Source organism: Nocardia sp. NPDC058480, from assembly GCF_042720495.1.
In the GTDB taxonomy this organism is placed as follows: domain Bacteria; phylum Actinomycetota; class Actinomycetes; order Mycobacteriales; family Mycobacteriaceae; genus Nocardia.
Map to the genome: position 1 here is coordinate 38,886 of NZ_JBHXMN010000022.1, position 23,820 is coordinate 62,705.

A 23,820-nucleotide genomic window follows, 5' to 3' on the forward strand; every position below is an offset into this window, starting at 1 on the left:
CGCACACACCACGATCGAGAGAGGCCGCACCATGTCTGAGCACACCACCGGAACGGCCTCCCTCGGCCGTCCTGCCCGCCAAACCGCCGCTGATCGACGGGCAATGCCCAACCTCAAAGACATCGCCGCCAGCGCTGCCGACAAAGAAGACATCTGCACCCGAGTCATCCCCATGCGCGCGGTCGACTCGACCACCGGCACAGTCACCTACCTCGGCGCACCCTGCAAAGCCACCGACGCCAACAAATGCCCCGCCTGCGCCAAAGCTGCTCGCTCCCTGCGGATGACGCAACTCCGCGAGGGCTGGACCCTCGACGCCGAACCGATCCCGGAAACCACCGAACCGACCGACGAACAACGCGCACTCCTGGCCGACCGGGCCCGGTTCTTCAACGACTACCACGCGGCCCGCGACGACGGAGACGACGAACTCGCCGAAGCCATCCGCGTCCTAGTCGCCGAGATCGACACCGAACTCCGTGAGCTCGGTGTCCGTGGCCGCTTCCCAGCGCTCGAAGAGAAGCCGCGCCGCAAAGCGAAGTCGACCCGTCGGCGCCAGGACGCCCCGGATCTCCCGCGGCTCAAGGTGGAAAAGACCACGGTCGGCAAGCTCTACGGCGGCAAACACCGGCCCTCGACGTTCCTCACCCTGACCATGCCCTCGTACGGGGCGATCCACCGGACCGGCAGCAAGACCAAGGACGGCAAGGTCTGCGGTGACGGCTCCCCGCGTGACCCGGAGACCTACGACTACACCCGCCAGGCTCGTGACATCGTCCACTTCGCTGCCCTGTTCGACCGCTGGGTTCAGAACCTCCGTCGCGCTGTCGGTTGGGATGTGCAGTACTTCGCGACCGTGGAGCCGCAGAAGCGTGGTGCCCCGCACCTGCACATCGCGATCCGGGGCTCGATCTCGCGCAAGACTTTCGAACAGGTCACCGCGGCGACCTACCGCCAGATCTGGTGGCCCCACCATGATCGCGAGGTCTACCGCGACGACAACATGCCCATCTGGGACTACGACGCACACACCTTCGTCGACCCGCGTACCCGTCGGCCGTTGACCGGCTGGGATGAAGCACTCGACGTGATGGACACCGTCGACGACCTCGAACCGGCACACGTGATCCGCTTCGGCGACCAGGTCGACCCGCAAGCGGTCCTCGGCGGAACCGACGAGTGCGAGAACAGAGTCCGCTACCTGACCAAATACCTGACCAAGTCCATCGCCGATGTCCTCGACACCGACTCCCGGCGCACAGCAGTCCATTACGACCGCCTCCACGCGGAGTTGCAGCACACTCCGTGCTCACCGCGTTGTGGGGTGTGGTTGCGCTTCGGTGTCGTGCCCAAGGGCGCCACCGAGAAGACCGTCCCCGGCCGGTGCAAGGGCAAAGCCCACCGCCGCGACACCCTCGGGCTGCCCGGTCGGCGGGTGCTGGTGTCGAAGAAATGGACCGGCAAGACGCTCCCGGATCACAAGGCCGATCGTGTCGAGTTTGTTCGGCAATCCCTCGCGGCCGTCGGGATCGTGAAGCCGGATACCTCGCACCTGCGGATCACCCCGGTCCGACCCGGCGACAAGGATGCACCCCCGCGCGAGCATCTGATCATGGCTGCCGTCGTCGCCCGGATCAACGACCGCGCGCAGTACACAACGGCCCGTCTCGCGCTGGCGGAGAATCCGCCGGATGGCCAGGCAGTTTCACGTGAAACTGTTGCACCACAACAGATTTCGACCATTCAGCAATCAGCAGCGTAGGGGAGAGGTGTAGGTGATGAGCGCCGATATGAATGCCGAGTACCTCACGGTCGAGCAGGCCGCCGAGTACCTCGGAACGGGTGTCCGATTCATTCGGCGCATCGTGGCCGAACGACGGGTGGTGTTCTACAAGGTCGGCAACTATGTGCGGTTCAAGCGGTCGGACCTCGAAGCCTTCGCGCAGGCCGGTCGTGTCGAGCCGATCGAGGTTCGTTGGTCCGGCGGCAAGGCGGTGGCGTGATGGCTCGACGGAGGTTCGGCAATGTTCGCAAGTTGCCATCTGGAAAGTTCCAAGCGTCGTTCATCGCTCCGAACGGTCGGCGACAGAACGCGCCCAACACCTTTCGCACCAAGACGGACGCGGACCGGTGGTTGGTCAAGATCGAGACCGACATCAGTCGGGGGACGTGGCTGGATGACGGCGCCGGTCGGCAACGCTTCGAGGACTACGCGAAGGCATACCTGCGCGACAATCCGGAGGTGGGGTTGCGGTGGGAGGAGACGTGTCTACGGAACCTGCGCTTGCACATGGTCGACCTTCATGACGTGCCGCTGGTCGCGATGACACCCGTGGTTGTTCGGGCCTGGCACAAGAAGGTGATGGCGGGGAAGGGTGGCCGCACCTCGATCGCGCAGTCGTACCGCTTCCTGAGCACGGTCATGAACTGCGCTGTGCGGGAACGGGCTGTCGCGTCCAACCCCTGCCAAATCCGGGGTGCTGGGGCCGACAGGGCGAAAGAGCGGGCCATCGCTACTCCGGCGGTGATTGAGCAGCTGGTAGCGGCGATTACTCCGCGATACCGCGCGGCGGTGCTGATGGCGGCATGGTGCGAGCTTCGACGCGGAGAGCTGTGCGGGTTGTTGACCGACTACGTCGACCTTGATTCAGCAACTGCGTGGGTGCTCAAGAACAGGGTCGAGATGCTCGAATCCGATGTCGCATTCGACAAGGACCCCAAGACCGCTGCGGGCAGGCGGCCGATCGCCATCCCGCCGCACATCCTTCCCTACGTTGCCGCCCATCGAAAGAAATGGGCCGGGACTGAACGGTTCTTCGTCAGTCGGGATGGTTCACCGATGCGCGGCAATGCAATCTCGCAGGCGTTCAACCGGGCCAAGAAGAAGGTCGGCTTCACGGGGACATTCCACGACCTTCGGCACACCGGGCAGACCTTGGCGGCCGCGTCGGGGGCCACACTCGCGGATCTCAAGAACCGGGCGGGTCACGCCTCGGATCAAGCCGCGTCGCGGTACTTGCACATGGTCGCAGGACGAGACCGTGAGATCGCTATCCGGCTCAGCGAGATTGCACGAAGCGGTGACGCGGCCAAGCTGCCGCCTGGCATCGTCATGCACTGACCGCGCAGAGATGTTGCACGTAGAATGCACGCAGGCACCTGGCGGCCCTCTGACCTCGAAGTTGTTTCCCCGCTTTGGGAGCGGAGGGTCGCAGGTTCAAATCCTGTCACCCCGACCATCACTCGAATCCAGCCCCGGACCAGGGGCTTTTTTCGATTCGGGGCGCGATAGAGTGGCGCTCATGTCTTCTGACTCCAGGGTCGCGATCGTCACCGGTGCCGCACGCGGAATCGGTGCTGCCGTCGCCATCAAGCTCGCCGCCGACGGCAATGCTGTCGCCGTGCTCGACCTCGACGAAGCCGCCTGTGCCGGCACCGTCGCCGCCATCGAGGGCGCGGGCGGCGCCGCGCTTGCCGTCGGCGCCGATGTTTCCGACGAAGCGGCGGTCGCGGCCGCGGTGGACCGGATCGCCGTCGAACTCGGCGCGCCGACGATCCTGGTCAACAATGCGGGCGTGCTGCGCGACAACCTGCTGTTCAAGATGTCGGTCGACGATTGGGACACCGTCATGAACGTGCACCTGCGCGGTGCCTTCCTGATGACCCGCGCCGTGCAGAAGTACATGGTCGAGGCGAAGTTCGGGCGCATCGTCAACCTGTCGAGCACCTCGGCGCTCGGTAACCGCGGCCAGGCCAACTACTCCGCGGCCAAGGCGGGCATGCAGGGCTTCACCAAGACCCTCGCCTTCGAACTCGGCAAGTTCGGCGTCACCGCCAACGCGATCGCCCCTGGCTTCATCGAGACCGAGATGACCGCCGCGACGGCTGCCCGCGTCGGTGCCGACTTCGAGGCGTTCAAAGCGGCTGCCGCGGCGCAGATCCCGGTCAACCGGGTCGGCACGCCCGACGACATCGCCAACACCGCCTCGTTCTTCGTGAGCGAAGGCGCAGGCTTCGTGTCGGGTCAGGTCATCTACGTGGCCGGTGGCCCGAAGGACTGAATGTCGCCTCAGGCGCAGCCGAACCGGAAGTCCGCCCGGGTCTCGGTGCCCGCCGCCACGGTGACCCGCACCGGCTCGGTGACGGCCAACCCGCAGCCGCCGGGCACGGTCACTACCTTCGCCTCGTAACAGCCCACCGGCAGCGCCACCGTGGCGCGCCCGTCGGCCCCGCTGACCAGCGTGGCGACCACCTGTTTCGCATCACACGGCGTCACCTCGATATCGGCCCGATTCACCGGAATCGGTTCCCGTCCGGTGAACGCCCATGCCGTCAATGTTCCCTGCGGCGCCGGATCTGCGCTCGCGACACCGGTGACCATGAGCGGAGCGAGTACGGACAGTGCGAGAAATGTACGGCGCATGAACCTCTCCTCGTCGATGAGTCGGGTCGTCCGCTGCTGATGGTAGGCCTATCCGGGCGGGAATCCGCACGTCATACCCAGGTTCGGCGTTGACGATTCGGCGACGATCCGCCAACCGGCACCCATCAGGCGGTCGGGGTGATGCCGGCGCGTTCGCTCCAGATCTGTTCGGCGGGAACCGAGATCGTGGTCAGCTCGGGGTAGCGCAGGGCCGAGAGGGTGCCGCCGAAGACGGCGCCGGTATCGAGACAGAGGGTGTTGTTGACCCAGGTGAGGGCGGGGACCGGGGTGTGGCCGTAGAGCACAGTGGGGGTGCCTCGGTAGTCCTGGGCCCAGTCGTAGCGGATGGGGTAGCCGTGCTGGTCGAGTTCGCCGGTGGGGGCGCCGTAGAGGGCGAAGGAGCGAGCTCGGCCGGAGGTGCTGCCGTGCAGACTTTCGGGCAGACCGGCGTGTGCCACGACGAGCCTGCCGCGGTCAAGGAGGTAGTGGCTCGGTAGCTCGCGCAGGAAAGCGTGTGTGGCGGTGCGGAATTCGAGGTCCTCGTCGGCCAGTTGGGACAGCGACTGCTCGAGGCCGTGCGCGATGCGGACGTTGCGGCCGTCGAGGGCGCGCATCAGCTTGTGGTCGTGGTTGCCGGTGACACACAGGGCGGTTTTCGCCGCCATCATCCCCATCACCAGGCGGAGCACGCCGGGGGTGTCGGGGCCCCGGTCGACGAGGTCGCCGACGAAGACCGCGGTGCGACCGCCGGGGTGGGTGGCACCGATCGGGCGGCCGCGGTCGTCGCGGTCCACGGCATAGCCGAGCTCGCCGAGCAGGGTCTCCAGTTCGCTGCGGCAACCGTGGACATCGCCGATCACATCGAACGGTCCGGTCAGATCGCGGCGGTCGCGGGGGAGGAGGTCGGTGCGGCGGGGTTCGGTCATATCCCTTTCATCGTCGTGCAGGGCGGGCCCACGCCGCAACTGCGTTACCCCGTGGGGCCGCGGGGACCGCACGGGCGCCGATCGACGCCCGGTGGAGAAACACACCGCCGTGCCTACCGTCGTGCCGGTTCCCGACCAGGCGACGGCGGTCGATTACTGTGCGGGCCATGCATTCTCTCGGCAGGATCATCGGAATCGGACTCGTCGCGGCCGCCGCGATCACCACAGCGGCCTGCGGCTCCGACACGGACTCGAGCAGCTCGCCGAGCTCGAGCGCGGCCGGCGGGAACCCCGCGAGCACGGGCCTCGAATGCACTGCCGACGACGTGAAAGTCAGCGGTGGGTTCGGCGAGGCGCCCAAGATCACCATCCCCGATACCTGCGATGCGCCCAAGACGTTGATCGTCAAGGATCTGGTGGTCGGCAGCGGGCCCGGCGCGGTGGCCGGGCAGCCGCTGACCATGAACTACGAGCTGGTCACCTGGTCGGACAAGCAGGTACTCGACAGCTCCTTCCAGCGCGGCAAGCCGTTCGGGCTGACCCTCGGCGCGGGCCAGGTCATCCAGGGCTGGGACGAGGGTCTGATCGGCGTGCAGCAGGGCACGCGCAGGCTGCTGATCGTGCCGCCGAACCTCGGCTACGGCGAAGGCGGCAACGGCGTCGCGCCGAACGAGACGCTGGTCTTCGTGACCGACGCGGTGCAGGTCGGCCGCTAGCGCGGTACTGGACAGGCCCACAACCAACCGCCGATTGCGCGACCGCGCAGGCGGTCAACTACCCTGGTCGGGATGCATGCGCCGCTCCTACTCAGGGCGCGTTTCCCCATGCGGGGACACCACCATGAACTACGAACCAAGGAGTATGTCCGTGAAGAGCACCGTCGAGCAGCTGAGCCCGACCCGGGTCCGGATCAACGTCGAGGTGCCCTTCGAGGAGCTGAAGCCCGACTTCGACAAGGCCTACAAGGCGCTGGCACAGCAGGTCAAGATCCCCGGCTTCCGTCCCGGCAAGGCTCCGGCCAAGCTGATCGAGACCCGTGTCGGCCGTGGCGCCGTGCTCGAGCAGGTCGTCAACGACGCGCTGCCGAACAAGTACGCCGAGGCGATCCAGACCGCTGAGGTCAAGGTCATCGGCCAGCCGGAGATCGAGATCACCAAGATCGAAGACGGCGAAGAGCTGGCGTTCACCGCCGAGGTCGACGTGCGCCCCGAGATCGCCCTGCCCGATTACTCGGGCATCGAGGTGACTGTCGATTCCTTCACCATCGGTGACGACGACATCGAGGAGCAGCTCACCTCGCTGCGTCAGCGCTTCGGCACCCTCACCGGTGTCGAGCGTGCCGTGGCCGATGGCGACTTCGTGTCGATCGACCTGTCGGCCACCGTCGATGGCGAGGACGTCCCCGAGGCGGCCACCACCGGCCTGTCGCACGAGGTCGGTTCGGGTCAGCTGATCGAGGGCCTCGACGAGGCCGTCATCGGCCTGAAGGCCGGCGAGTCCGCCGAGTTCACCTCCACCCTGGTCGCGGGCGACCACGCAGGCAAGGAAGCCCTGATCACCGTGGCCGTGCAGTCGGTCAAGGAGCGCGAGCTGCCCGAGGCCGACGACGAGTTCGCCCAGCTGGCCAGCGAGTTCGACACCATCGACGAGCTCAAGGAAGACCTGAAGGGCCGCGTCGAGCGCGTCAAGAAGGTCGAGCAGGCCGGTTCGATCCGCGACAAGGTGCTCGACACCCTGCTCGGGACCGTTGAGGTCCCGCTGCCCGAGGCCGTCGTCAAGGCCGAGGTCGACGCCGTGGTCCACGACGCCGTGCACGGCTTCGACCACGACGAGGCCAAGCTGGCCGAGGCGCTCGAGGCGCAGGGCTCCTCCCGCGAGGAGTTCGACAAGGACACCCAGGAAGCCGCCGAGAAGTCGGTGAAGACCCAGCTGCTGCTCGACGCCATCGCCGAGGCCGAGAACACCCAGGTCGGCCAGCAGGAGCTGACCGAGCGAATCCTGTTCCAGGCACAGCGTTACGGCATGTCGCCCGAGCAGTTCATCCAGCAGGTGCAGCAGGCGGGTCAGCTCGGTGCGGTCTTCGCCGACGTGCGACGCGGCAAGGCCCTTGCCGGAGTTGTCGGTCAGGTGAAGGTCACCGACTCCGACGGCAACGTGGTCGACACCACCGAAATGTTCGGTGACCCTGCGGAATCCGCTGAAATCGAGCTGGACGAAGCCGCTGCCGAGTAGGTTTCGGGGGCGTGATTTGATTGCGCTGTGAGCGAATAGGGGCGGTGCCGGGAGTTCGGTGCCGCCCTCCTTCGTTAGTGTTTGTGACGACGAACCGTATTCGTATGGCCGTAGCAATCGGTGAGAAGAGAAGGCAGGTATCCGTGACGATCAACCAGGCAGGGGTCATGACAGCCGCTACCGCTGGACTCAACCTCAGTGATTCCGTATACGAACGGCTGCTTCGCGAGCGCATCATCTTCCTGGGCACCCAGGTCGACGATGAGATCGCGAACAAGATCTGCGCGCAGATCCTGCTGCTCTCGGCCGAGGACGCGACGAAGGACATCGCGCTCTACATCAACTCGCCCGGTGGCTCGGTGACCGCGGGCATGGCCATCTACGACACGATGCAGTTCGCCGAGTGCGACATCGCCACCTATGGCATGGGCCTGGCGGCGTCGATGGGGCAGTTCCTGCTGACCGCGGGAACCAAGGGCAAGCGTTTCGCGCTGCCGCACACCCGGATCATGATGCACCAGCCCTCGGCGGGCATCGGTGGTTCGGCGGCCGATATCGCGATCATGGCCGAGCAGTTCGCCCACACCAAGCGTGAGCTCAACGAACTGCAGTCGCTGCACACCGGCAAGTCGGTGGAGCAGGTGACCGAGGACGCGGACCGCGACCGTTGGTTCACGGCGAAGGAAGCCCTGGAATACGGCTTCATCGACCATGTGGTCGCCCACGCGAGCCAGGCGAAGTAACCGCCGCCGTCCCCCCTCACTCGAGACAAGCTTGGAGATAAAGATGGCCAACCTCTTCGACCCGCGCGCCGGCCACGGCGGCTCCGCTGCCGGCCTGCCGCAGTCGCGCTACATCCTGCCGCAGTTCACCGAGCAGACTTCGTTCGGCGTCAAGACCTCCGACCCGTACAACAAGCTGTTCGAGGAGCGCATCATCTTCCTGGGTAACCAGGTCGACGACGTCTCGGCCAACGACATCATGGCGCAGCTGCTGGTGCTGGAGTCCCAGGACCCCGACCGCGACATCACCATGTACATCAACTCACCCGGTGGCTCGTTCACCGCGCTGATGGCGATCTACGACACCATGCAGTACGTGCGCCCCGACGTGGTCACGGTCTGCCTGGGTCAGGCCGCTTCGGCCGCCGCGGTGCTGCTGGCCGCCGGTGCCCCCGGCAAGCGTGCCGCACTGCCCAACGCGCGCATCCTGATCCACCAGCCGTCCTCCGGCGGTGTGCAGGGTCAGGTGTCCGACCTCGAGATCGCCGCGGCCGAGATCGAGCGGATGCGTCGCCTGATGGAAGTCACCATCTCGCGCCACACCGGCAAGCCCGAGGAGCAGGTCCGCAAGGACACCGATCGCGACAAGATCCTGACCGCCGAGGAAGCCAAGGATTACGGCATCATCGATCAGGTCTTCGACTACCGCAAGCTCAGCGGACAGAAGTGACACGCCCGGGCCCGCTGTCCTGATCTGGGCGGCGGGCCCGGTTTTTTCACCGGGCTTGGCCCACAATGGTGAGAACCCGCACAACCCTTCACATCGAACATGCGCGAGTTGTCGACCTGTCTCGCGCACAACAGGTACGGTCGACTCAGGGACCATTGCTCTGATTGACGGCACCGAGACGTATTTCCGGCCCAATCGGGGGACGACGGTCGCACTCGGACAAGGAAGTAGGGACCTACGAGATGGCGCGCATCGGAGACGGCGGCGATCTGCTGAAGTGCTCGTTCTGCGGAAAGAGCCAGAAGCAGGTCAAAAAGCTCATCGCGGGCCCCGGGGTTTATATCTGCGACGAGTGCATCGACCTGTGCAACGAGATCATCGAAGAAGAGCTGGCCGAGTCGAGCGAAGTGAAGCTCGACGAGCTGCCCAAGCCTTCGGAGATCCGAGATTTCCTCGAGAACTACGTGATCGGCCAGGACACCGCCAAGCGGACCCTCGCCGTCGCGGTCTACAACCACTACAAGCGCATCCAGGCGGGCGACAAGGGCCGCGACAGCCGCGGTGAGGCCGTCGAGCTGATGAAGTCGAACATCCTGATGCTCGGCCCCACCGGTTGCGGTAAGACCTACCTCGCGCAGACCCTGGCCAAGATGCTGAACGTCCCGTTCGCCATCGCCGACGCCACCGCGCTCACCGAGGCAGGCTATGTCGGCGAGGATGTCGAGAACATCCTGCTGAAGCTGATCCAGGCCGCCGACTACGACGTCAAGCGCGCCGAGACCGGCATCATCTACATCGACGAGGTCGACAAGATCGCCCGCAAGAGCGAGAACCCGTCGATCACCCGCGATGTCTCCGGTGAGGGTGTGCAGCAGGCGCTGCTGAAGATCCTGGAGGGCACCCAGGCGAGTGTGCCGCCGCAGGGCGGTCGCAAGCACCCGCACCAGGAGTTCATCCAGATCGACACCACCAACGTGCTGTTCATCGTGGCGGGCGCCTTCGCGGGCCTGGAGAAGATCATCTCCGACCGCACCGGTCACCGCGGCATCGGCTTCGGCGCCGAGGTGCGCTCCAAGGCCGAGGTCGACACCGACGACCACTTCGCCGACGTGATGCCGGAGGATCTGATCAAGTTCGGTCTGATCCCCGAGTTCATCGGCCGCCTGCCCATCGTCGCCTCGGTGACGAACCTGGACAAGGAATCGCTGGTCACCATTCTCTCGGAGCCGAAGAACGCACTGGTCAAGCAGTACGTTCGGCTGTTCGAGATGGACGGCGTCGATCTCGAGTTCACCACCGACGCCCTCGAAGCGATCGCCGATCAAGCCATCCTGCGCGGCACCGGTGCCCGTGGCCTGCGCGCCATCATGGAGGAAGTCCTGCTGCCGGTGATGTACGACATCCCGGGCCGTGACGACGTCGCCAAGGTGGTCGTGAACGCCGACACCGTGGTCGACAACGTCCTCCCGACGATCGTGCCGCGCAAGGCGCAGCGGCCCGAGCGTCGCGAGAAGTCGGCCTAACAAACCAACGGCAAAGGGCCCCTTCGGATCTGATCCGAGGGGCCCTTCGCTGTGTGCGGGTGGCCGTTAGTTGACGGCGGGGTTCCCCAGGCTCGGCGCGGCCAGGAGATCGTCGCCGTCGTCTGCCGGGATCTCCGCGCTGGCACGGACGATCGCGGTGCTGTAGCGGGCACTGGCGGCGTTGTGGATGAGCAGTGCGACACCGATCATCACCGGGGCCACCGCGTGCACAGCGGCGTCGTACCAGTGCTGCTGGCTCAAGTGCGGATAGGTGTTGAGGGCGATGGTCAGCGTGAGCAGGAACAGCTCGGCGATCAGCACCTGGTTGCGGTTGCCCATCACGCCCCACTCGGCCACCCGCGTGGTGCCGATCATGATGATGATCAGGCACACGCTGATCATCGCCTCCAGGCCGAAGCTGGCCCAGTAGAGCGGATCGCTCGGTCCACCGGGAGCGATGTTGTGCTGGACGTTCACCGCCGACCACAGCATGCCCGTGATCACCACGCCTGCCAGCGCCCGCAGCGACCAGGTGCGGTGCTGATAGAGCGAGGCGAGGCGGGCGCGCGGGTTGGACTCACGACGTTGCGCGGCGATGGCCTTGCGGGCCAGCATCAGGTCCGACATCTCGGCGCGCTCGAGCTCCGCGGTGGTGTCACGCAAGCGGTCGGCGTGTGAGGAGGCGGCCTTGATGTGCTTCCAGCGCTGGTCGCGCTCGTAGGTACGGATCTTCTCGGCGAGTTCGCGCTCGGCGCGCAACTCGTCTTCGGACAGCGCGTCGGTCAGTGCCGGATCGGACTGATAGGCGATGCGACGCCTGGCCCGTTCCACCCGCACAGGCAGAGCGGTGACCTCGTGATCGAGCGGGTGTTCCTCGCGCATCGCAACTCCAGGTAGCAAAAGGGTTCGCCGGGTCGCGTCATTGTTGCGCATCGAGCGGGGGTAGCACACCCGCGGGCCCGAATTAGCTCGACCCGCGGGCGCTGAAAATGTCTGGCGCACAACTGTGTAGCTGTCGATGCAGCGATGCGGGAGACGGTGACGACCGTTCGAGAACGGGTCGCGCCCGGGCCGAGGAGCTTCGTTGATCCTCCGTGGTTCGCCGTTGAACCTTGATCCCGCAAAAGTGCTTCTGATGATGTGTCGCTGCTGGTCATCGGGGTGTTACGCGGGCCTTGACCGCTTGTCATTTCGTCCGTTTGGTCTGTCTTGGGAGGCCCTTCACTGAATACGACGGGTTCGGCAAGCAAAACTCATCGGCGTATCCTCGCGGTGTGTCGGACTGGTGCTGCCGATTTCGTGCTGTTTACTCGGTCCGTCAATCAGATGTTCGAGTGACGAGTGGAAGCGGAGGAGACATGGCACTGCCTACGATGACCGCCGAACAGCGCACCGAGGCGTTGGCCAAAGCGGCTGCCGTGCGCAAGGCGCGCTCGGAACTGATCGGCAAGGTGAAGGAGGGCAAGGTCACCGTCGCCGATCTGCTCAAGAAAGCCGACAGCGACGACTTGGTGAAAAAGACCAAGGTCGCTGCCGTGATCAAGGCACTGCCGGGCGTTGGCCCGGTCAAGGCTGCCAAGCTGATGGATCAGGCCGAGATTCCCGAGGATCGCCGCATCGGCGGCCTCGGTGCTCGCCAGCGCGCGGCACTGCTCGACGCCCTCGAGGCCTGAGCCGATTCGCGATCCGACGCCCGTGGAGCTGGATGCACGGGCGTCGGGATGGTCTGTGAGTGATACGCAGTAGGTGATTACACGCAGTAGGTCAGCAGGAAGTCGTTGATCCGCAGGCGCCATCCCGGTTGCAACTCGATCGGGAGGGTGCCCACGCGTGACCAGCGTTCGCTGTCGGGTGCGGCGAAGAAGGTTCCGGAGGTCGCGGGGGCCTCGCGGACGAACACCTTGCCACGGTCGGGGGCGACGAAGGCATGGACCCGCGAGACGAGCCGATCGCGCTCGATCAGTATCGGCGTCGCCGCGGAAGCGCGTACCGATTCTTCACCCGAGGGGTTGCGGCCGAGGACGTAAGGCCGGTCAAGTGGGTAGCTGAGCCCGTCTTCGGTGACCAGGGCGCCGCGCGAACTGCTGTGGGGCGCTGTGCCTTTGCTCAACGCGACCGGTTCGCCGCGCTCGGCGGCATCGAGTGCTCGAGACCACGCGCGGGGCGCGTTGGCGGCGGGGGAGTTGCGCGGGCCGGTGCTCACGGTGACACCGTCGGAGTTGCTCGGCCCGGTGCTGACGACGTCGCCGGTTCTCGGTCGGCTGCCGGTGCTCACCGTCTCGCTGTCGGGTCGGCCCGCGTCGGGCTGGAAACCCGAGGTCGCGGGTTGGTCGGGTGCCGGGAATCCGGCGGTGGCCGGGAGCGCGTCGCTGGTGTCGGTGGGTCGCGCGGTCGGTGGGCGCAAGGCTTGGAAACCGGTGGCCTCGGTCGGCGCGGGTTCGTCGACGGATTCGACCCGGCGGGGCGGTGGATTACGGCGACGGCCCAGGTTGAGGACGAAACCGTTGCCGGTGACGATGCCCGCGCGTAGGTCGGTGCGCGGATTGGCGCTGGTTGGATCGGCCATCTCGGCGCCGACCGCGATTCGGCGGACCGGTTCGCGGATGATCTCGTCGACCCAGGTGAAGGCCCGGTCGCCGGCCAGGCGGCGGTTGCCCTCCGCGCCGGAGATCTCGGCGATCACCGCGCCGCGCAGCAGGATCAGCATCCCGTCGGCGGTCGGGGCGAGCACACCGAAAGGCGGTGGGGCAGAAGCTCCGCCGAACACCACACCCGCCAGACGCTGCGCCAATGCCGCACCGGGCGCGCTCGCTGCCGTGCTGTTGGCGACGGTTTCCACCGCTCCGAGTAACCGGTCGGTCGACGGCGTCTCCCCGGCCAGATAGACGACGACATCGCCGAATCTGGCGACGATTCCGGTCCCCGGCACGATGGCCACGGTGGACGAATGCGCGTGCATCAACGCCTCCTTGTCGGACTGGTCTTCACCGCCGCCTCGGCCGACCCGCTGTGCGGCAGACCGCGACCGAGGTCTCCGCGTCAGCATAGTTGCCCGACGCTCGGGGATAGCGTCCGAAGGCGAACTTCGAACGGCGTTCGTGCCAAACGATGTTCGTCGGCCGCGTAGGATCGGCGCATGAACGCCGCACCCGTCAGTCGCCGGGCCCGACCGGCGAAAGTCCCCTTGAGCCGGGACCTCGTCATCGAGACCGGCTTGCGCGTCCTCGACACCGACGGCTCGGCCGCGCTCACCATGCGCCGGGTCGCGAAGGAACTCGACACCGGCGCCGCGTCGCTGTATGTCTACGTCGCCAATCGCGACGACCTGCTGACAGGCATGCTCGATCACGTCCTGTCCCAGGTTCCGGTCCCCGCCGACGGTGACTGGCGCACGCGGGTGACCCAGCTGGTCGAGACCTCGATCGACGCCCTCGGCCGCCACGACGGTCTCGCGCTCGTCGCCTTCGGCCGGTTCCCGACCACCGAACACGCCCTCGGCCTGATCGAACAGTTGCTGTGCCTGCTGAGCGAAGGTGGTCTCGACCCCGCGACCGCCACCTGGGCCGTCGACCTGATCTACCTCCACATCGCCGCCGAGGCCGCCGAGAATTCCGGTGCGGGGGGCGCGGCGTACCGCGCCGACGTCTCCCGGCGCCTGGCCGACCTGCCCGCTCGATTCCCGACGATGACCGCGTGGCAGACGCACCTGCGCGACGGCGACGGTGCCGCCCGTGCCCGCTGGGCCCTGCGGGCCCTGCTCAACGGAATCGTCGCCACCCCGGTGGGTGCGCGATGAGCGGGGGCGATCAGCCGGCGGAACTCAGCTCGGTCTTGTCGGGCGCCGGCGAGCCGGGAGCTGTCGGCTCGCCGATGACCGGTGGGGCGACCGGCGTGGATTCCGCACAACGGCCCGTCCGGCGCCCGGTGGTCGGTGGACCTGTGCGCCTTGCGCGTGAGGCGGAGATCGCGGCGCTGCAGGAGATCGAGCGGCGGGCGGGCGCACCGTTCGCCGAGGTGGGGATGATCGCCGTTGCCGACGATGAGCCACCACCGTGGGAAGTGTTGCGCGCCTTCGTTGTCGAGGGTCGCGCATGGGTCTGGCCCGACGACCGCGATCACCCGATCGGCTACCTGGTTCTCGGCCTGGTCGACGAGCAGCCACACATCGACCAGGTCTCCGTCGACCCGGCGTACGCGGGCGCGCGGATCGGCAAGCGGCTCATCGATCACGCGGTGCGCTGGGCGAACGACCGTGGCTTACAAGAGATCACGCTCACCACGTTCACCCAGGTTCCGTGGAACGGCCCGTACTACGAACGCCTCGGCTTCGTCTACCTTCCTGCGGCAGCCGAACCGCCGGGCCTGCGCGCGATCCGTGCCACCGAAGTGGCGCATGGCCTCGACGCATGGCCACGCGCGTCCATGCGCGCCGAGCTCGCGAAGTGGAGATTCGACTGACCGGCGGTGGCCGGACTGCCCCATAGCTCCGCACACGGCCGTTATCGGCTGGCATACGCCGCGTGCCGAGCGGGCCTCGATGAGTACCCGCCCGGCTCGGCGGTTCCGGGCTGATCTGGCGGCGCGCAAGCCGGCCGCCACCAGCCGCTGAGCTGCGGGCTCAGTTGGTGATCGCGGCGTGTCTGGCGAAGGCCGCTTCAGCGGCGGGGGTGGCGGCTTCGCGGTCGGTGTCGACCAGACCGATGCGGGTGCGGCGGTCGAGGAGGTCGTCGATGGTGAGGGCGGCCTCGTGGGTGATGGCGAAGTCGAATTCGGCTGCGGTGACGTCGATTCCGGGGGCGACCGGTTCCGCGAGGGTGGGGTCGGCGAGCCATGCGGAGACGATCTGGCTCGCTTCGCTGCCGTAGCGCTCGATGAGGACCGGTGGGGCGTCGATGCGGTCGCGGGCGGCACCGGCGACCGCGCCGATGAGGGGGAGGTGGGTGGTGCGGCAGGGGGCGGCGGTGAGTGCCGACCGGGCCACCGCCGCGTCGACGGCGTCCTGGGCCATCTGACGGTAGGTGGTGAGCTTGCCGCCGACGACGGTGATCAGGCCGTCGGGGGCGGTGAGGACCGCGTGTTCACGGGAGATGTCGGCGGTGCTGTCATCGGCGGTTTTGAGCAGCGGGCGCAGGCCGGCGAACTTGCCGCGGATGTCGGAGCGGGTCAACGGTTCGCGCAGGGCGGTGTTGATGGTGTCGAGCAGGAAGTCGATCTCGGCCTCGGTGGGCTGGGGCTCGTCGGGGATCGGGCCCGGTGCGTCCTCGTCGGTGAGGCCGAGGTAGACACGGCCGTGCGCGGCGGGCAACGCGAAGACGAACCGGCTGATGCTGCCCGGCACCGGCACCGTCAGCGCGGCGCTGAGCCCACCGAAGGCCGCGGCGTCGAAGACGAGGTGAGTGCCGCGGCTGGGCCGCAGCTCGATGCTGTGGTCGACCTCGCCCGCCCACACGCCGGTCGCGTTCACGACCGCGCGTGCTCGGACCGCCAAGGTCTCGCCGGTGAGAGTGTCGCGCAGCTGGACCGAATCGCCGGTTGCCGCAACGGCTTCCATGCGGGTGAGGACCGTCGCGCCCGCCCCGGCCGCGGTGCGAGCCAATGCGACTACCAAACGGGCGTCATCGACGAGCTGACCGTCCCACGCCTGCAACCCACCGCGCAGCCCGTCTCGTCGCACGGTCGGCGCCAAGCGCAATGCCTCGGCGGCGGCCACCCGGCGCGAGCGCGGCAACGTATCGACGGAGGTACGCGCCGCGATCCGCAGCGCGTCACCGGCGGCGAAACCCGCACGGATGAGCGAACTCTGGCCCATTTTGATGCCGGGCAGCAACGGCACGAGCTGAGGGAGCGGGCGCACCAGATGCGGTGCGGTGGTGCGCAACATGATGCCGCGTTCGACCGCGCTCTCGTGCGCGATCCCCACCCGTCCGCTCGCCAGATACCGCAGCCCACCGTGTACCAGCTTCGAACTCCAGCGGCTGGTGCCGAACGCGAAGTCGTTGCGCTCCACCAGGATTGTGCGCAGCCCGCGCGCGGCGGCGTCGAGGGCGACGCCGGCCCCGGTCACACCGCCGCCGATCACCACCAGATCGACCTCGGGATTCTCGCCGAGCGCGGTGAGGTCGGCGGTGCGTCGCGCCGCGTTCAGGGCACTGGAAGAGGGGGAGTCAGGAGTCATCACAGTCCTTGTCGGGTAGCGGGAGCAGATAACCCTCGACAGCCCTGGACAATTCGGCATCGAACTCCGCACCGGCCAGCAATGACTCCACCGTGCCCGCCGACTGCACCGCCGACTGGGTGATGAGCAGCAGCATGGTGGCCATGTGCTCGGCATTACCCGCCCGGATCGACCCGTCTTCGTGGCCGAGCTCGATCACGGTCGCGAACAGCCCGATCAGCGTGCGCTGATTGCGGCCCAGCCGGCCGAACACATAAGTGAGCATCAGGTCGGTGTCGGTGCGGAAGATCTTGGCGAACACCGCGTTCGACCTGATCGCCGCCGCACCCGCCACGATGCCGTGGACCAGCCGATCCCGGCCGAGGCCGGTGTCGGGCACAGTCTCGGCGACGATCGTGCGCAGTTCACGGACCAGCAGCTCGGCGATCAGCGACCCGGTGTCGGGCCAGCGGCGGTAGACCGTCGGCCTGCTCACACCTGCCCGCCGCGCCACCTCGGTGAGCGTGGTTCGGCGAACACCGAAATCGACGACGCAGGCCCGCGTGGCATCGAGAATCGCCACGTCGGTGGGCGAAAGCTGGTCAGCGTGGGTCGCGAGGTCGATCATCGTGCTTCACCGCCGGTGTGTTCGGTGGCGCCGTGGTGCGGCGCCATGGTCGGGCTGGAACCGCCCAAGGGTATCGAGCGGACCAGCAGGGTCGCGGTCGCGAATGTTCGGTAGTGACATCCGACAGCGGTGTGGATGCCGACTCTGGGACATGTCGTTGGTTACTGCTTGACACTATATGTCATTATGTAACGCATGGTCGAGACGCAACGCGAACAATCGGGGTCTGCCACCGTGGCACCGAACATGGTGTGGGACGCCTGGGGCGTCGCCGCCGGTCACCAGCCGCTGTCAGCCCAGATCCGTGGCCTGCTCGCGCAGGTTTTCGGGATCTCGGGTGAGCCGGTCGCGCGCCGTGACGAGCACGATGTGCCGCTGATCCCCACCACGCTCACCGCCGCCGATCGGTCCGGTCTGGCCGGGATCGTCGGTGACGAACATCTCACCACCGCCGACATCGACCGGCTCCGGCACGCGGGCGGCAAGAGCACCCCCGACCTGCTGCGCCGTCGCGCGAGCACCCCGCAGGACGCCCCCGACGCCGTTGTCTTCCCCGCCGATCACCCCCAGGTTCTCGCGCTGCTGAAGTACTGCGCCGAACACGGCATCGCCGTAGTCCCGTTCGGCGGCGGAACCAGCGTGGTCGGTGGCGTCGATCCGGTGCGCGGCCAGTTCGCCACTGTGATCGCGCTCGATCTGCGCAGGCTCGACACACTCACCGAGGTCGATCCGGCCAGCGGCACCGCCACCCTCGGCGCCGGGCTCACCGGCCCGCAGGCCGAGGAGCTGCTCGGCGCGCACGGGCTCTCGCTCGGGCACTTTCCGCAGAGTTTCGAATTCGCCAGCATCGGCGGGTTCGCCGCGACCAGGTCGTCGGGTCAGGCGTCGGCGGGCTACGGCCGGTTCGACGACATGGTCGAACGCCTGGTGATCGCGACCCCGCAGGGCACCCTCGACCTCGGTCGCGCCCCCGCGTCGGCGGCCGGACCCGACCTGCGCGAGTTGTTCGTCGGGTCCGAGGGCGCGCTCGGCATCATCACCTCGGTCACCTTGCGGGTGCACCCCGTGCCGGAAACCGTTGGCTACCAAGCCTGGTCGTTCCCCGACTTCGCCACCGGCGCAGCCGCGCTGCGCAGTGTGGTGCAGGCCGGTGCCGCGCCGACGGTGATGCGGTTGTCCGACGAAGCCGAAACGGGCCTGAACCTGGCCCGCTCCGCCGATGTCGGCGGCAACCCGGTCTCGGGCTGCCTCGCCATCACCACCTTCGAGGGCAGTAAGGCCCACGTCGCCGCCCGATCTGTCGAGGCGAGTGACCTGCTCGCCGCCGCGGGCGGCACCGCGCTCGGCGAGGCACCCGCGCAGCAGTGGGAGCACGGCCGCTTCGCCGCGCCCTACATGCGCGACGCGCTGCTCGATGTCGGCGTGCTGTGCGAGACCCTCGAAACCGCCACCAGCTGGGCCAACCTGGGCAATCTCAAGGTGAAGGTCACCGGCGCGCTGATGGACGCGCTCGGGGCGCAGGGCACGCCCGCGCTGGTCATGTGCCACATTTCGCACACCTACCCGACCGGGGCGTCGCTGTACTTCACCGTGGTCACCAAGCAGCTCGACGATCCGATCGCGCAGTGGCGCATCGCCAAATCCGCCGCGAGCGACGCGATGGTCGCCGCGGGCGGCACCATCACCCACCACCACGCCGTCGGCGCCGACCACCGTCCGTGGATGGGCGCCGAAATCGGTGACCTGGGGGTTCGGGTGTTGCGTGCGGTGAAGCGCGAACTCGACCCCACCGGCGTGCTCAACCCTGGGAAGCTGGTGCCGTGAACCAACATTCGGTGCGGCGCGTAGTAGTTGTCACGAACCCGCATTCCGGGTCGGGCCGTGGCGACGGTGTCGCCGAGGCGGTACTGGCCGAACTGCTGGCCCGCGATGTCGACGTGGTCGAGGTGCGCGCGCCGAGTGCGGACGAGTCGGTGACGCAGGTCAGGACGCTGATCGCGGGCGAGGACCGGCCGGATGCGGTGATCTGCGTCGGCGGTGACGGGCTGATGAACGTGCTGCTGGCCGCTGTCGCGCACAGCGGAGTACCGCTCGGGCTGGTGCCCGCGGGCACCGGCAACGACCTGGCGCGCGAATTCGGCATACCGACCGGTGACCCACTGGCCGCCGTCGAGATCGTGCTCGGCGGTCGAGCCCGGACCATCGATCTGGGGCGGATCGAATCGCCGGATGCCACCCCCACCTGGTTCGCGACCGTGGTCGGCACCGGGTTCGACGCGCGAGTCACCCTGCGCGCCAACAAGATGCGCTACCCACGCGGCCCCCTGCGCTACACCGCGGCCGCTGTGGCCGAGCTCATGCGGGGCTACACACTGCCGTTCCGGATCGAGATGTCGGGCCTCGCGCCCGGTGCGCTCGACAATCCACCCGACTCGCACGTGGTGATCCTGACCGACGCGGTGATGGCACCCATCGGCAACACCCGCACCTACGGCGGCGGGATGCTGGTGTGTCCGGAAGCACTCGCCGACGACGGCTACCTCGACATCACGGTGGTCGGTGCGGTGTCGCGGCTGGAGATGGCGCGGCTGTTGCCCGCGTTGTCGGCGGGCAAGCGGATCGACCATCCCGCAACGAAGCGCTATCGGGCCCGGCGGATCACGGTCAGCGCCGAGGGCGGGTACGCGACGGCCGACGGTGAGCCCGCGGGGATGTTGCCGGTGACGGTGCAGGCGATGCCGGGGGCGCTGAGCGTGCTGGTGCCGTGAGCGCGCCTCGATCAGGCCGGGTCGAAGGCGATGCGCGACACCGCGTGCAGCGTCGGACGGTCGATGATCACCACCGAGGTCGATGACAGCGGTCGCGTCTCCGGGTCCGGCGCGTAGGTGGTGTCGCGGGCTCCGAGGGAGCCCATCATCGTTTCCCAGCGGCGGCAGTGCGCGGTGAAGGCGATGCTGTTGACGCTTCTGCCTCGACTGATCTGACCGGATCTGGCCTGCTCCGCGGGAACGTCGATGAGCACCATGTGTAGTTCGCGCTGACTCCGCGCGGCCCAGCGGGTGATCAGGCGCCTGCTCCAGCGGAAGGTCGCGCAGTCGTGGATGGCGACCGGTCCGGCACCCTCGCGCAGTGCGTCGCGGATCGCACGATAGTGCGCGAGGTGGACCAGTGGGCGCCACAGCGAGTACGGCGCCCAGCCCAAGCGATGGCGCAGGCGATTGCGAGTGTGGTTCGAGTCGAGAACCAGGGCGCCGGACGCGGTGCGCACCGGATGTTCGGCGTCGGGGCCCGCGCCGAAGAAGCGGTGTAAGGCGGTGGACTTTCCCGCGCCCGGCACACCGGCGAAGACCAGGACGGTGGTGTTCGGGTAGCGCAGTTCTTCGACCTCGCTCGCGCGGAGGTCGACCAGTGCGGTCGGGGTGATGATCCTCGGCGCCGATGCGGGAACGGGGGACGAGGAATCGAGCGGGGGCGTCACCTTCTCCAGGGTCCGGTAAAAGGGACAAAACGGCAATCCGGGGTTACCCGGATATTCGGGTTCGAGGCCTGGGGCACAAGGGTTTCCGCGTGTCGTCATGGCGCGTCACAGGCCTTGCCGACCAGCGCGAGGCGAAGCTGAGAATTCCATATGGATTCTGCTCGGTGGGGTTGATCGCCGGTAGGATCACTGGTGTAGACGGAGTCTTCGGTGTCCCTCATCCACCGAAGATTCCGTCTTTTTTTGTGCTGGGGTAGGCGGGAAAAAGCTGGTTGCCGCCTCCCCTTAGGATTGGGACGTGACCAGCGCAGCCCCTGACAACTCGCGTAATCGTGCCGATGCCCTGCCCAAGAGCTGGAACCCCAGCGAGGTAGAGGCCGACCTGTACGAGGGCTGGGTAAACGCCGGGTACTTCGCCGCCGACGCCTCCTCGGACAAGCCGCCGTACTCGATCGTGCTGCCGCCGCCGAACGTCACCGGCACCCTGCACATGGGCCACGCGCTCGACCACACGATCATGGACCTGCTCACCCGCCGCAAGCGGATGCAGGGCTACGAGGTGCTGTGGCTGCCGGGCATGGACCACGCCGGTATCGCGACGCAGACGGTGGTGGAGAAGCAGCTCGCCGTCGACGGGAAGTCCAAGGAGGACTTCGGGCGTGAGCTGTTCATCGACAAGGTGTGGGACTGGAAGCGCGAGTCCGGCGGGCAGATCCAGGGGCAAATGCGTCGCCTCGGTGACGGCGTCGACTGGAGCCGCGACCGCTTCACCATGGACGACGGTCTCTCGCGCGCGGTGCAGACGATCTTCAAGCGGCTCTACGACTCGGGGCTGATCTACCGCGCGGAGCGACTGGTGAACTGGTCGCCGGTGCTGCAGACCGGTATCTCCGACCTCGAGGTGGACCACAAGGAGGTCGACGGCGAGCTCGTGAGCATGCGATTCGGTTCGCTGAACGACGACGAACCGCACGTCGTCGTTGCCACCACCCGCGTGGAGACGATGCTCGGCGACACCGCGGTGGCGGTGCACCCCGACGACGAGCGCTACCAGGCGTTGATCGGCACCACGCTCTACCACCCGATCACCGGCCGCCAGATCCCGATCGTCGCCGACGACTACGTCGACCCCGAATTCGGTTCCGGCGCAGTGAAGATCACCCCGGCACACGACCCCAACGACTTCGAACTCGGCCTGCGCCACGGTCTGCCGATGCCGACGATCATGGACAAGACGGGCCGGATCGCCGACAGCGGCACCGAATTCGACGGCATGGACCGTTTCGAGGCCCGCGTCAAGATCCGCGAGCGGCTCGAGGCCGAAGGTCGCATCGTCGGCCGCAAGTTCCCCTACAAGCACCAGGTCGGTCACTCGGAGCGCTCCGGCGAGCCGGTCGAGCCGCGCCTGTCGATGCAGTGGTGGGTCAAGGTCGACACCCTGGCCAAGGCCGCCGGGGACGCCGTGCGTGAAGGCGATGTGAAGATCCACCCGGCCAGCCAGGAACCGCGCTGGTTCGACTGGGTCGACAACATGCACGACTGGTGCATCTCGCGTCAGCTGTGGTGGGGACACCGCATCCCGATCTGGTACGGCCCCGAGGGCGAGATGGTGTGCCTGGGCCCCGGCGAGGAAGCGCCAGAGGGCTGGGTGCAGGACCCCGATGTGCTCGACACCTGGTTCTCCTCGGGCCTGTGGCCGTTCTCCACGATGGGCTGGCCCGACGCCACCCCCGAGCTGGCGAAGTTCTATCCCACCAGCGCGCTCGTCACCGGCTACGACATCATTTTCTTCTGGGTCGCCAGGATGATGATGTTCGGCATGTACGTCAGCGACGACCCGGTGCTCACCGCCGGGAAGAGCGGACGCGAGCAGGTGCCCTTCCAGGATGTGTTCCTGCACGGACTGATCCGCGACCAGCACGGCAAGAAGATGTCGAAGTCGCGCGGCAACGGCATCGACCCGCTCGACTGGATCAACTCCTACGGCGCCGACGCACTGCGCTTCACCCTGGCCCGCGGCGCCCAGCCCGGCGGCGATCTCTCCGTCGGCGACGCGCACGCGCTGGCCTCGCGCAGCTTCGTCACCAAGCTGTTCAACGCCACCAAGTTCGCGCTGATGAACGGCGCGCGCATCGGCGAGCTGCCCCCGCGCGAGACTCTCACCGACGCCGACCGCTGGATCATCGACCGGCTCGACGAGGTCCGCGCCGAGGTCGACACCGCCTTCGACGCCTACGAATTCGGCAAGGCCTGCGAGGCGCTCTACCACTTCGCGTGGGACGAGCTGTGCGACTGGTACCTGGAGCTGTCCAAGGTGCAGTTCGCCGAATCCGACGCGCGCGCCGAGAGCACCGCGGTGGTGCTCGGCAGCGTGCTCGACGCGGTGCTCCGCCTGCTGCACCCGGTGATCCCGTTCGTCACCGAGACCCTGTGGAAGGCGCTCACCGGCGGCGAATCGGTGGTGATCGCCGCGTGGCCGCAGGCCAGTGGCATCGCGACCGACGAAGTCGCCGCCCAGCGAGTGGCCGATACGCAGCGGCTGATCACCGAGATCCGCCGGTTCCGCGGCGACCAGGGGCTGGCCGACAAGCAGAAGGTGAAGGCCACCCTCGTCGGGATCGACGAGGCCGGGCTCGGCGGGTTCGCCGACTCGGTGGCCAACCTGGCCCGCCTCACCGAACCGGGCGACGACTTCGCCACCACCGCCGAGGTGCAGGTCCGGCTGTCGAACGCGACCGTCACCGTGCAGCTCGACACCTCCGGCGCGATCGACCTCGACGCCGAACGCCGCAGGCTGGAAAAGGATCTCGCGGCCGCGCAGAAGGACCTCGACACCACCACGGCCAAACTCGGCAACGAGGCCTTCCTGGCCAAGGCGCCGCAGCCGGTCGTCGACAAGATCACCGGGCGACGTGAGGTGGCCGCGGCCGAAGTCACGCGCATCGGCGCCCGCCTGGCGGAGCTGAGCGCCAAGTGAGCGACCTGGGCCCCGGTGACCTCGACC

The 23,820-nt window shown here is 67.6% G+C and carries 22 protein-coding genes; 15 read left to right on the forward strand and 7 right to left on the reverse strand.

From position 1 onward, the window contains the following. The first annotated feature begins 31 nt into the window (after positions 1-31). From ACFWO8_RS31150 to fabG, 4 genes are all read left to right on the forward strand, one after another. Positions 32-1,762, forward strand: coding sequence for a replication initiator (locus ACFWO8_RS31150; protein WP_378972190.1), 1,731 nt, complete (start codon positions 32-34; stop codon positions 1,760-1,762). Positions 1,763-1,778: 16 nt separating this feature from the next. Further along, a complete protein-coding gene (locus ACFWO8_RS31155) occupies positions 1,779-2,003 on the forward strand; it encodes a helix-turn-helix domain-containing protein (protein ID WP_378972193.1) in 225 nt (74 codons plus the stop codon). Between the two features lie 131 nt (positions 2,004-2,134). Further along, positions 2,135-3,121, forward strand: coding sequence for a tyrosine recombinase XerC (xerC, locus tag ACFWO8_RS31160; protein ID WP_378972201.1), 987 nt, complete (start codon positions 2,135-2,137; stop codon positions 3,119-3,121). Positions 3,122-3,302: 181 nt separating this feature from the next. Then, the gene (gene fabG, locus ACFWO8_RS31165; protein WP_378972204.1) at positions 3,303-4,061 is read left to right on the forward strand and encodes a 3-oxoacyl-ACP reductase FabG; all 759 of its coding nucleotides are present in this window, start codon (positions 3,303-3,305) and stop codon (positions 4,059-4,061) included. A gap of 8 nt (positions 4,062-4,069) precedes the next feature. Here the strand turns inward: fabG and ACFWO8_RS31170 are convergent, their stop codons facing one another. Next, positions 4,070-4,423: a hypothetical protein gene (locus ACFWO8_RS31170; protein WP_378972215.1), complete on the reverse strand. Its 354-nt coding sequence runs from the start codon at positions 4,421-4,423 to the stop codon at positions 4,070-4,072. Between the two features lie 125 nt (positions 4,424-4,548). Continuing rightward, positions 4,549-5,349 carry a metallophosphoesterase gene (locus ACFWO8_RS31175; RefSeq protein ID WP_378972222.1) on the reverse strand — a complete coding sequence of 267 codons (801 nt, stop codon included), beginning with the start codon at positions 5,347-5,349 and terminating at the stop codon, positions 4,549-4,551. Positions 5,350-5,516: 167 nt separating this feature from the next. On the opposite strand from ACFWO8_RS31175, the gene ACFWO8_RS31180 reads away from it, so the two are divergent. From ACFWO8_RS31180 to clpX, 5 genes are all read left to right on the forward strand, one after another. Further along, a complete protein-coding gene (locus ACFWO8_RS31180) occupies positions 5,517-6,065 on the forward strand; it encodes an FKBP-type peptidyl-prolyl cis-trans isomerase (protein WP_378972227.1) in 549 nt (182 codons plus the stop codon). A gap of 151 nt (positions 6,066-6,216) precedes the next feature. Further along, entirely contained in the window at positions 6,217-7,581 is a 1,365-nt protein-coding gene (gene tig / locus ACFWO8_RS31185) for a trigger factor (RefSeq protein ID WP_378972234.1), read from the forward strand. A 167-nt stretch (positions 7,582-7,748) separates the two neighbouring features. Continuing rightward, entirely contained in the window at positions 7,749-8,324 is a 576-nt protein-coding gene (locus tag ACFWO8_RS31190; RefSeq protein ID WP_378972517.1) for an ATP-dependent Clp protease proteolytic subunit, read from the forward strand. A gap of 43 nt (positions 8,325-8,367) precedes the next feature. After that, positions 8,368-9,033 carry an ATP-dependent Clp protease proteolytic subunit gene (locus ACFWO8_RS31195; protein ID WP_067456730.1) on the forward strand — a complete coding sequence of 222 codons (666 nt, stop codon included), beginning with the start codon at positions 8,368-8,370 and terminating at the stop codon, positions 9,031-9,033. A 242-nt stretch (positions 9,034-9,275) separates the two neighbouring features. Next, positions 9,276-10,556 (forward strand): ATP-dependent Clp protease ATP-binding subunit ClpX, encoded by a 1,281-nt coding sequence (gene clpX, locus ACFWO8_RS31200; protein ID WP_266298437.1) that lies wholly within the window; start codon positions 9,276-9,278, stop codon positions 10,554-10,556. Between the two features lie 66 nt (positions 10,557-10,622). Here the strand turns inward: clpX and ACFWO8_RS31205 are convergent, their stop codons facing one another. Next, on the reverse strand, positions 10,623-11,438 hold the full coding sequence (locus tag ACFWO8_RS31205) for a hypothetical protein (protein ID WP_378972253.1): 816 nt from the start codon (positions 11,436-11,438) through the stop codon (positions 10,623-10,625). Positions 11,439-11,914: 476 nt separating this feature from the next. Here ACFWO8_RS31205 and mihF point away from each other — a divergent pair, with 476 nt between their 5' ends. After that, a complete protein-coding gene (gene mihF, locus ACFWO8_RS31210; RefSeq protein ID WP_019045768.1) occupies positions 11,915-12,229 on the forward strand; it encodes an integration host factor, actinobacterial type in 315 nt (104 codons plus the stop codon). Between the two features lie 77 nt (positions 12,230-12,306). Here the strand turns inward: mihF and ACFWO8_RS31215 are convergent, their stop codons facing one another. After that, on the reverse strand, positions 12,307-13,515 hold the full coding sequence (locus ACFWO8_RS31215) for an FHA domain-containing protein (protein WP_378972271.1): 1,209 nt from the start codon (positions 13,513-13,515) through the stop codon (positions 12,307-12,309). A gap of 177 nt (positions 13,516-13,692) precedes the next feature. Between ACFWO8_RS31215 and ACFWO8_RS31220 the strand changes: the two genes are divergently transcribed. Both ACFWO8_RS31220 and ACFWO8_RS31225 read left to right on the forward strand, forming a co-directional pair. Further along, positions 13,693-14,352, forward strand: a complete 660-nt coding sequence (locus ACFWO8_RS31220; protein WP_378972281.1) for a TetR/AcrR family transcriptional regulator — start codon at positions 13,693-13,695, stop codon at positions 14,350-14,352. Further along, positions 14,349-15,014, forward strand: coding sequence for a GNAT family N-acetyltransferase (locus ACFWO8_RS31225; protein WP_378972285.1), 666 nt, complete (start codon positions 14,349-14,351; stop codon positions 15,012-15,014). Before ACFWO8_RS31220 ends, ACFWO8_RS31225 begins: the two co-directional genes overlap by 4 nt. Positions 15,015-15,174: 160 nt before the next feature. Here ACFWO8_RS31225 and ACFWO8_RS31230 read toward each other — a convergent pair whose 3' ends face one another. Next, positions 15,175-16,731, reverse strand: coding sequence for a glycerol-3-phosphate dehydrogenase/oxidase (locus tag ACFWO8_RS31230; RefSeq protein WP_378972293.1), 1,557 nt, complete (start codon positions 16,729-16,731; stop codon positions 15,175-15,177). Further along, positions 16,721-17,338, reverse strand: a complete 618-nt coding sequence (locus tag ACFWO8_RS31235) for a TetR/AcrR family transcriptional regulator (protein ID WP_378972297.1) — start codon at positions 17,336-17,338, stop codon at positions 16,721-16,723. The genes ACFWO8_RS31230 and ACFWO8_RS31235 overlap by 11 nt, the downstream gene beginning before the upstream one ends. Positions 17,339-17,533: 195 nt before the next feature. Between ACFWO8_RS31235 and ACFWO8_RS31240 the strand changes: the two genes are divergently transcribed. Together ACFWO8_RS31240 and ACFWO8_RS31245 are read left to right on the forward strand one after the other, a co-directional pair. Continuing rightward, positions 17,534-19,162, forward strand: coding sequence for an FAD-binding oxidoreductase (locus ACFWO8_RS31240; RefSeq protein ID WP_378972304.1), 1,629 nt, complete (start codon positions 17,534-17,536; stop codon positions 19,160-19,162). Beyond that, entirely contained in the window at positions 19,159-20,106 is a 948-nt protein-coding gene (locus ACFWO8_RS31245; RefSeq protein WP_378972321.1) for a diacylglycerol kinase family protein, read from the forward strand. The genes ACFWO8_RS31240 and ACFWO8_RS31245 overlap by 4 nt, the downstream gene beginning before the upstream one ends. An 11-nt stretch (positions 20,107-20,117) precedes the next feature. On the opposite strand, the gene ACFWO8_RS31250 is transcribed toward ACFWO8_RS31245, so the two are convergent. Continuing rightward, complete coding sequence (locus ACFWO8_RS31250) at positions 20,118-20,816, reverse strand: AAA family ATPase (protein WP_378972326.1); 699 nt, start codon at positions 20,814-20,816, stop codon at positions 20,118-20,120. Between the two features lie 298 nt (positions 20,817-21,114). On the opposite strand from ACFWO8_RS31250, the gene ACFWO8_RS31255 reads away from it, so the two are divergent. Next, entirely contained in the window at positions 21,115-23,793 is a 2,679-nt protein-coding gene (locus ACFWO8_RS31255; RefSeq protein ID WP_378972339.1) for a valine--tRNA ligase, read from the forward strand. Positions 23,794-23,820: the final 27 nt, after the last annotated feature.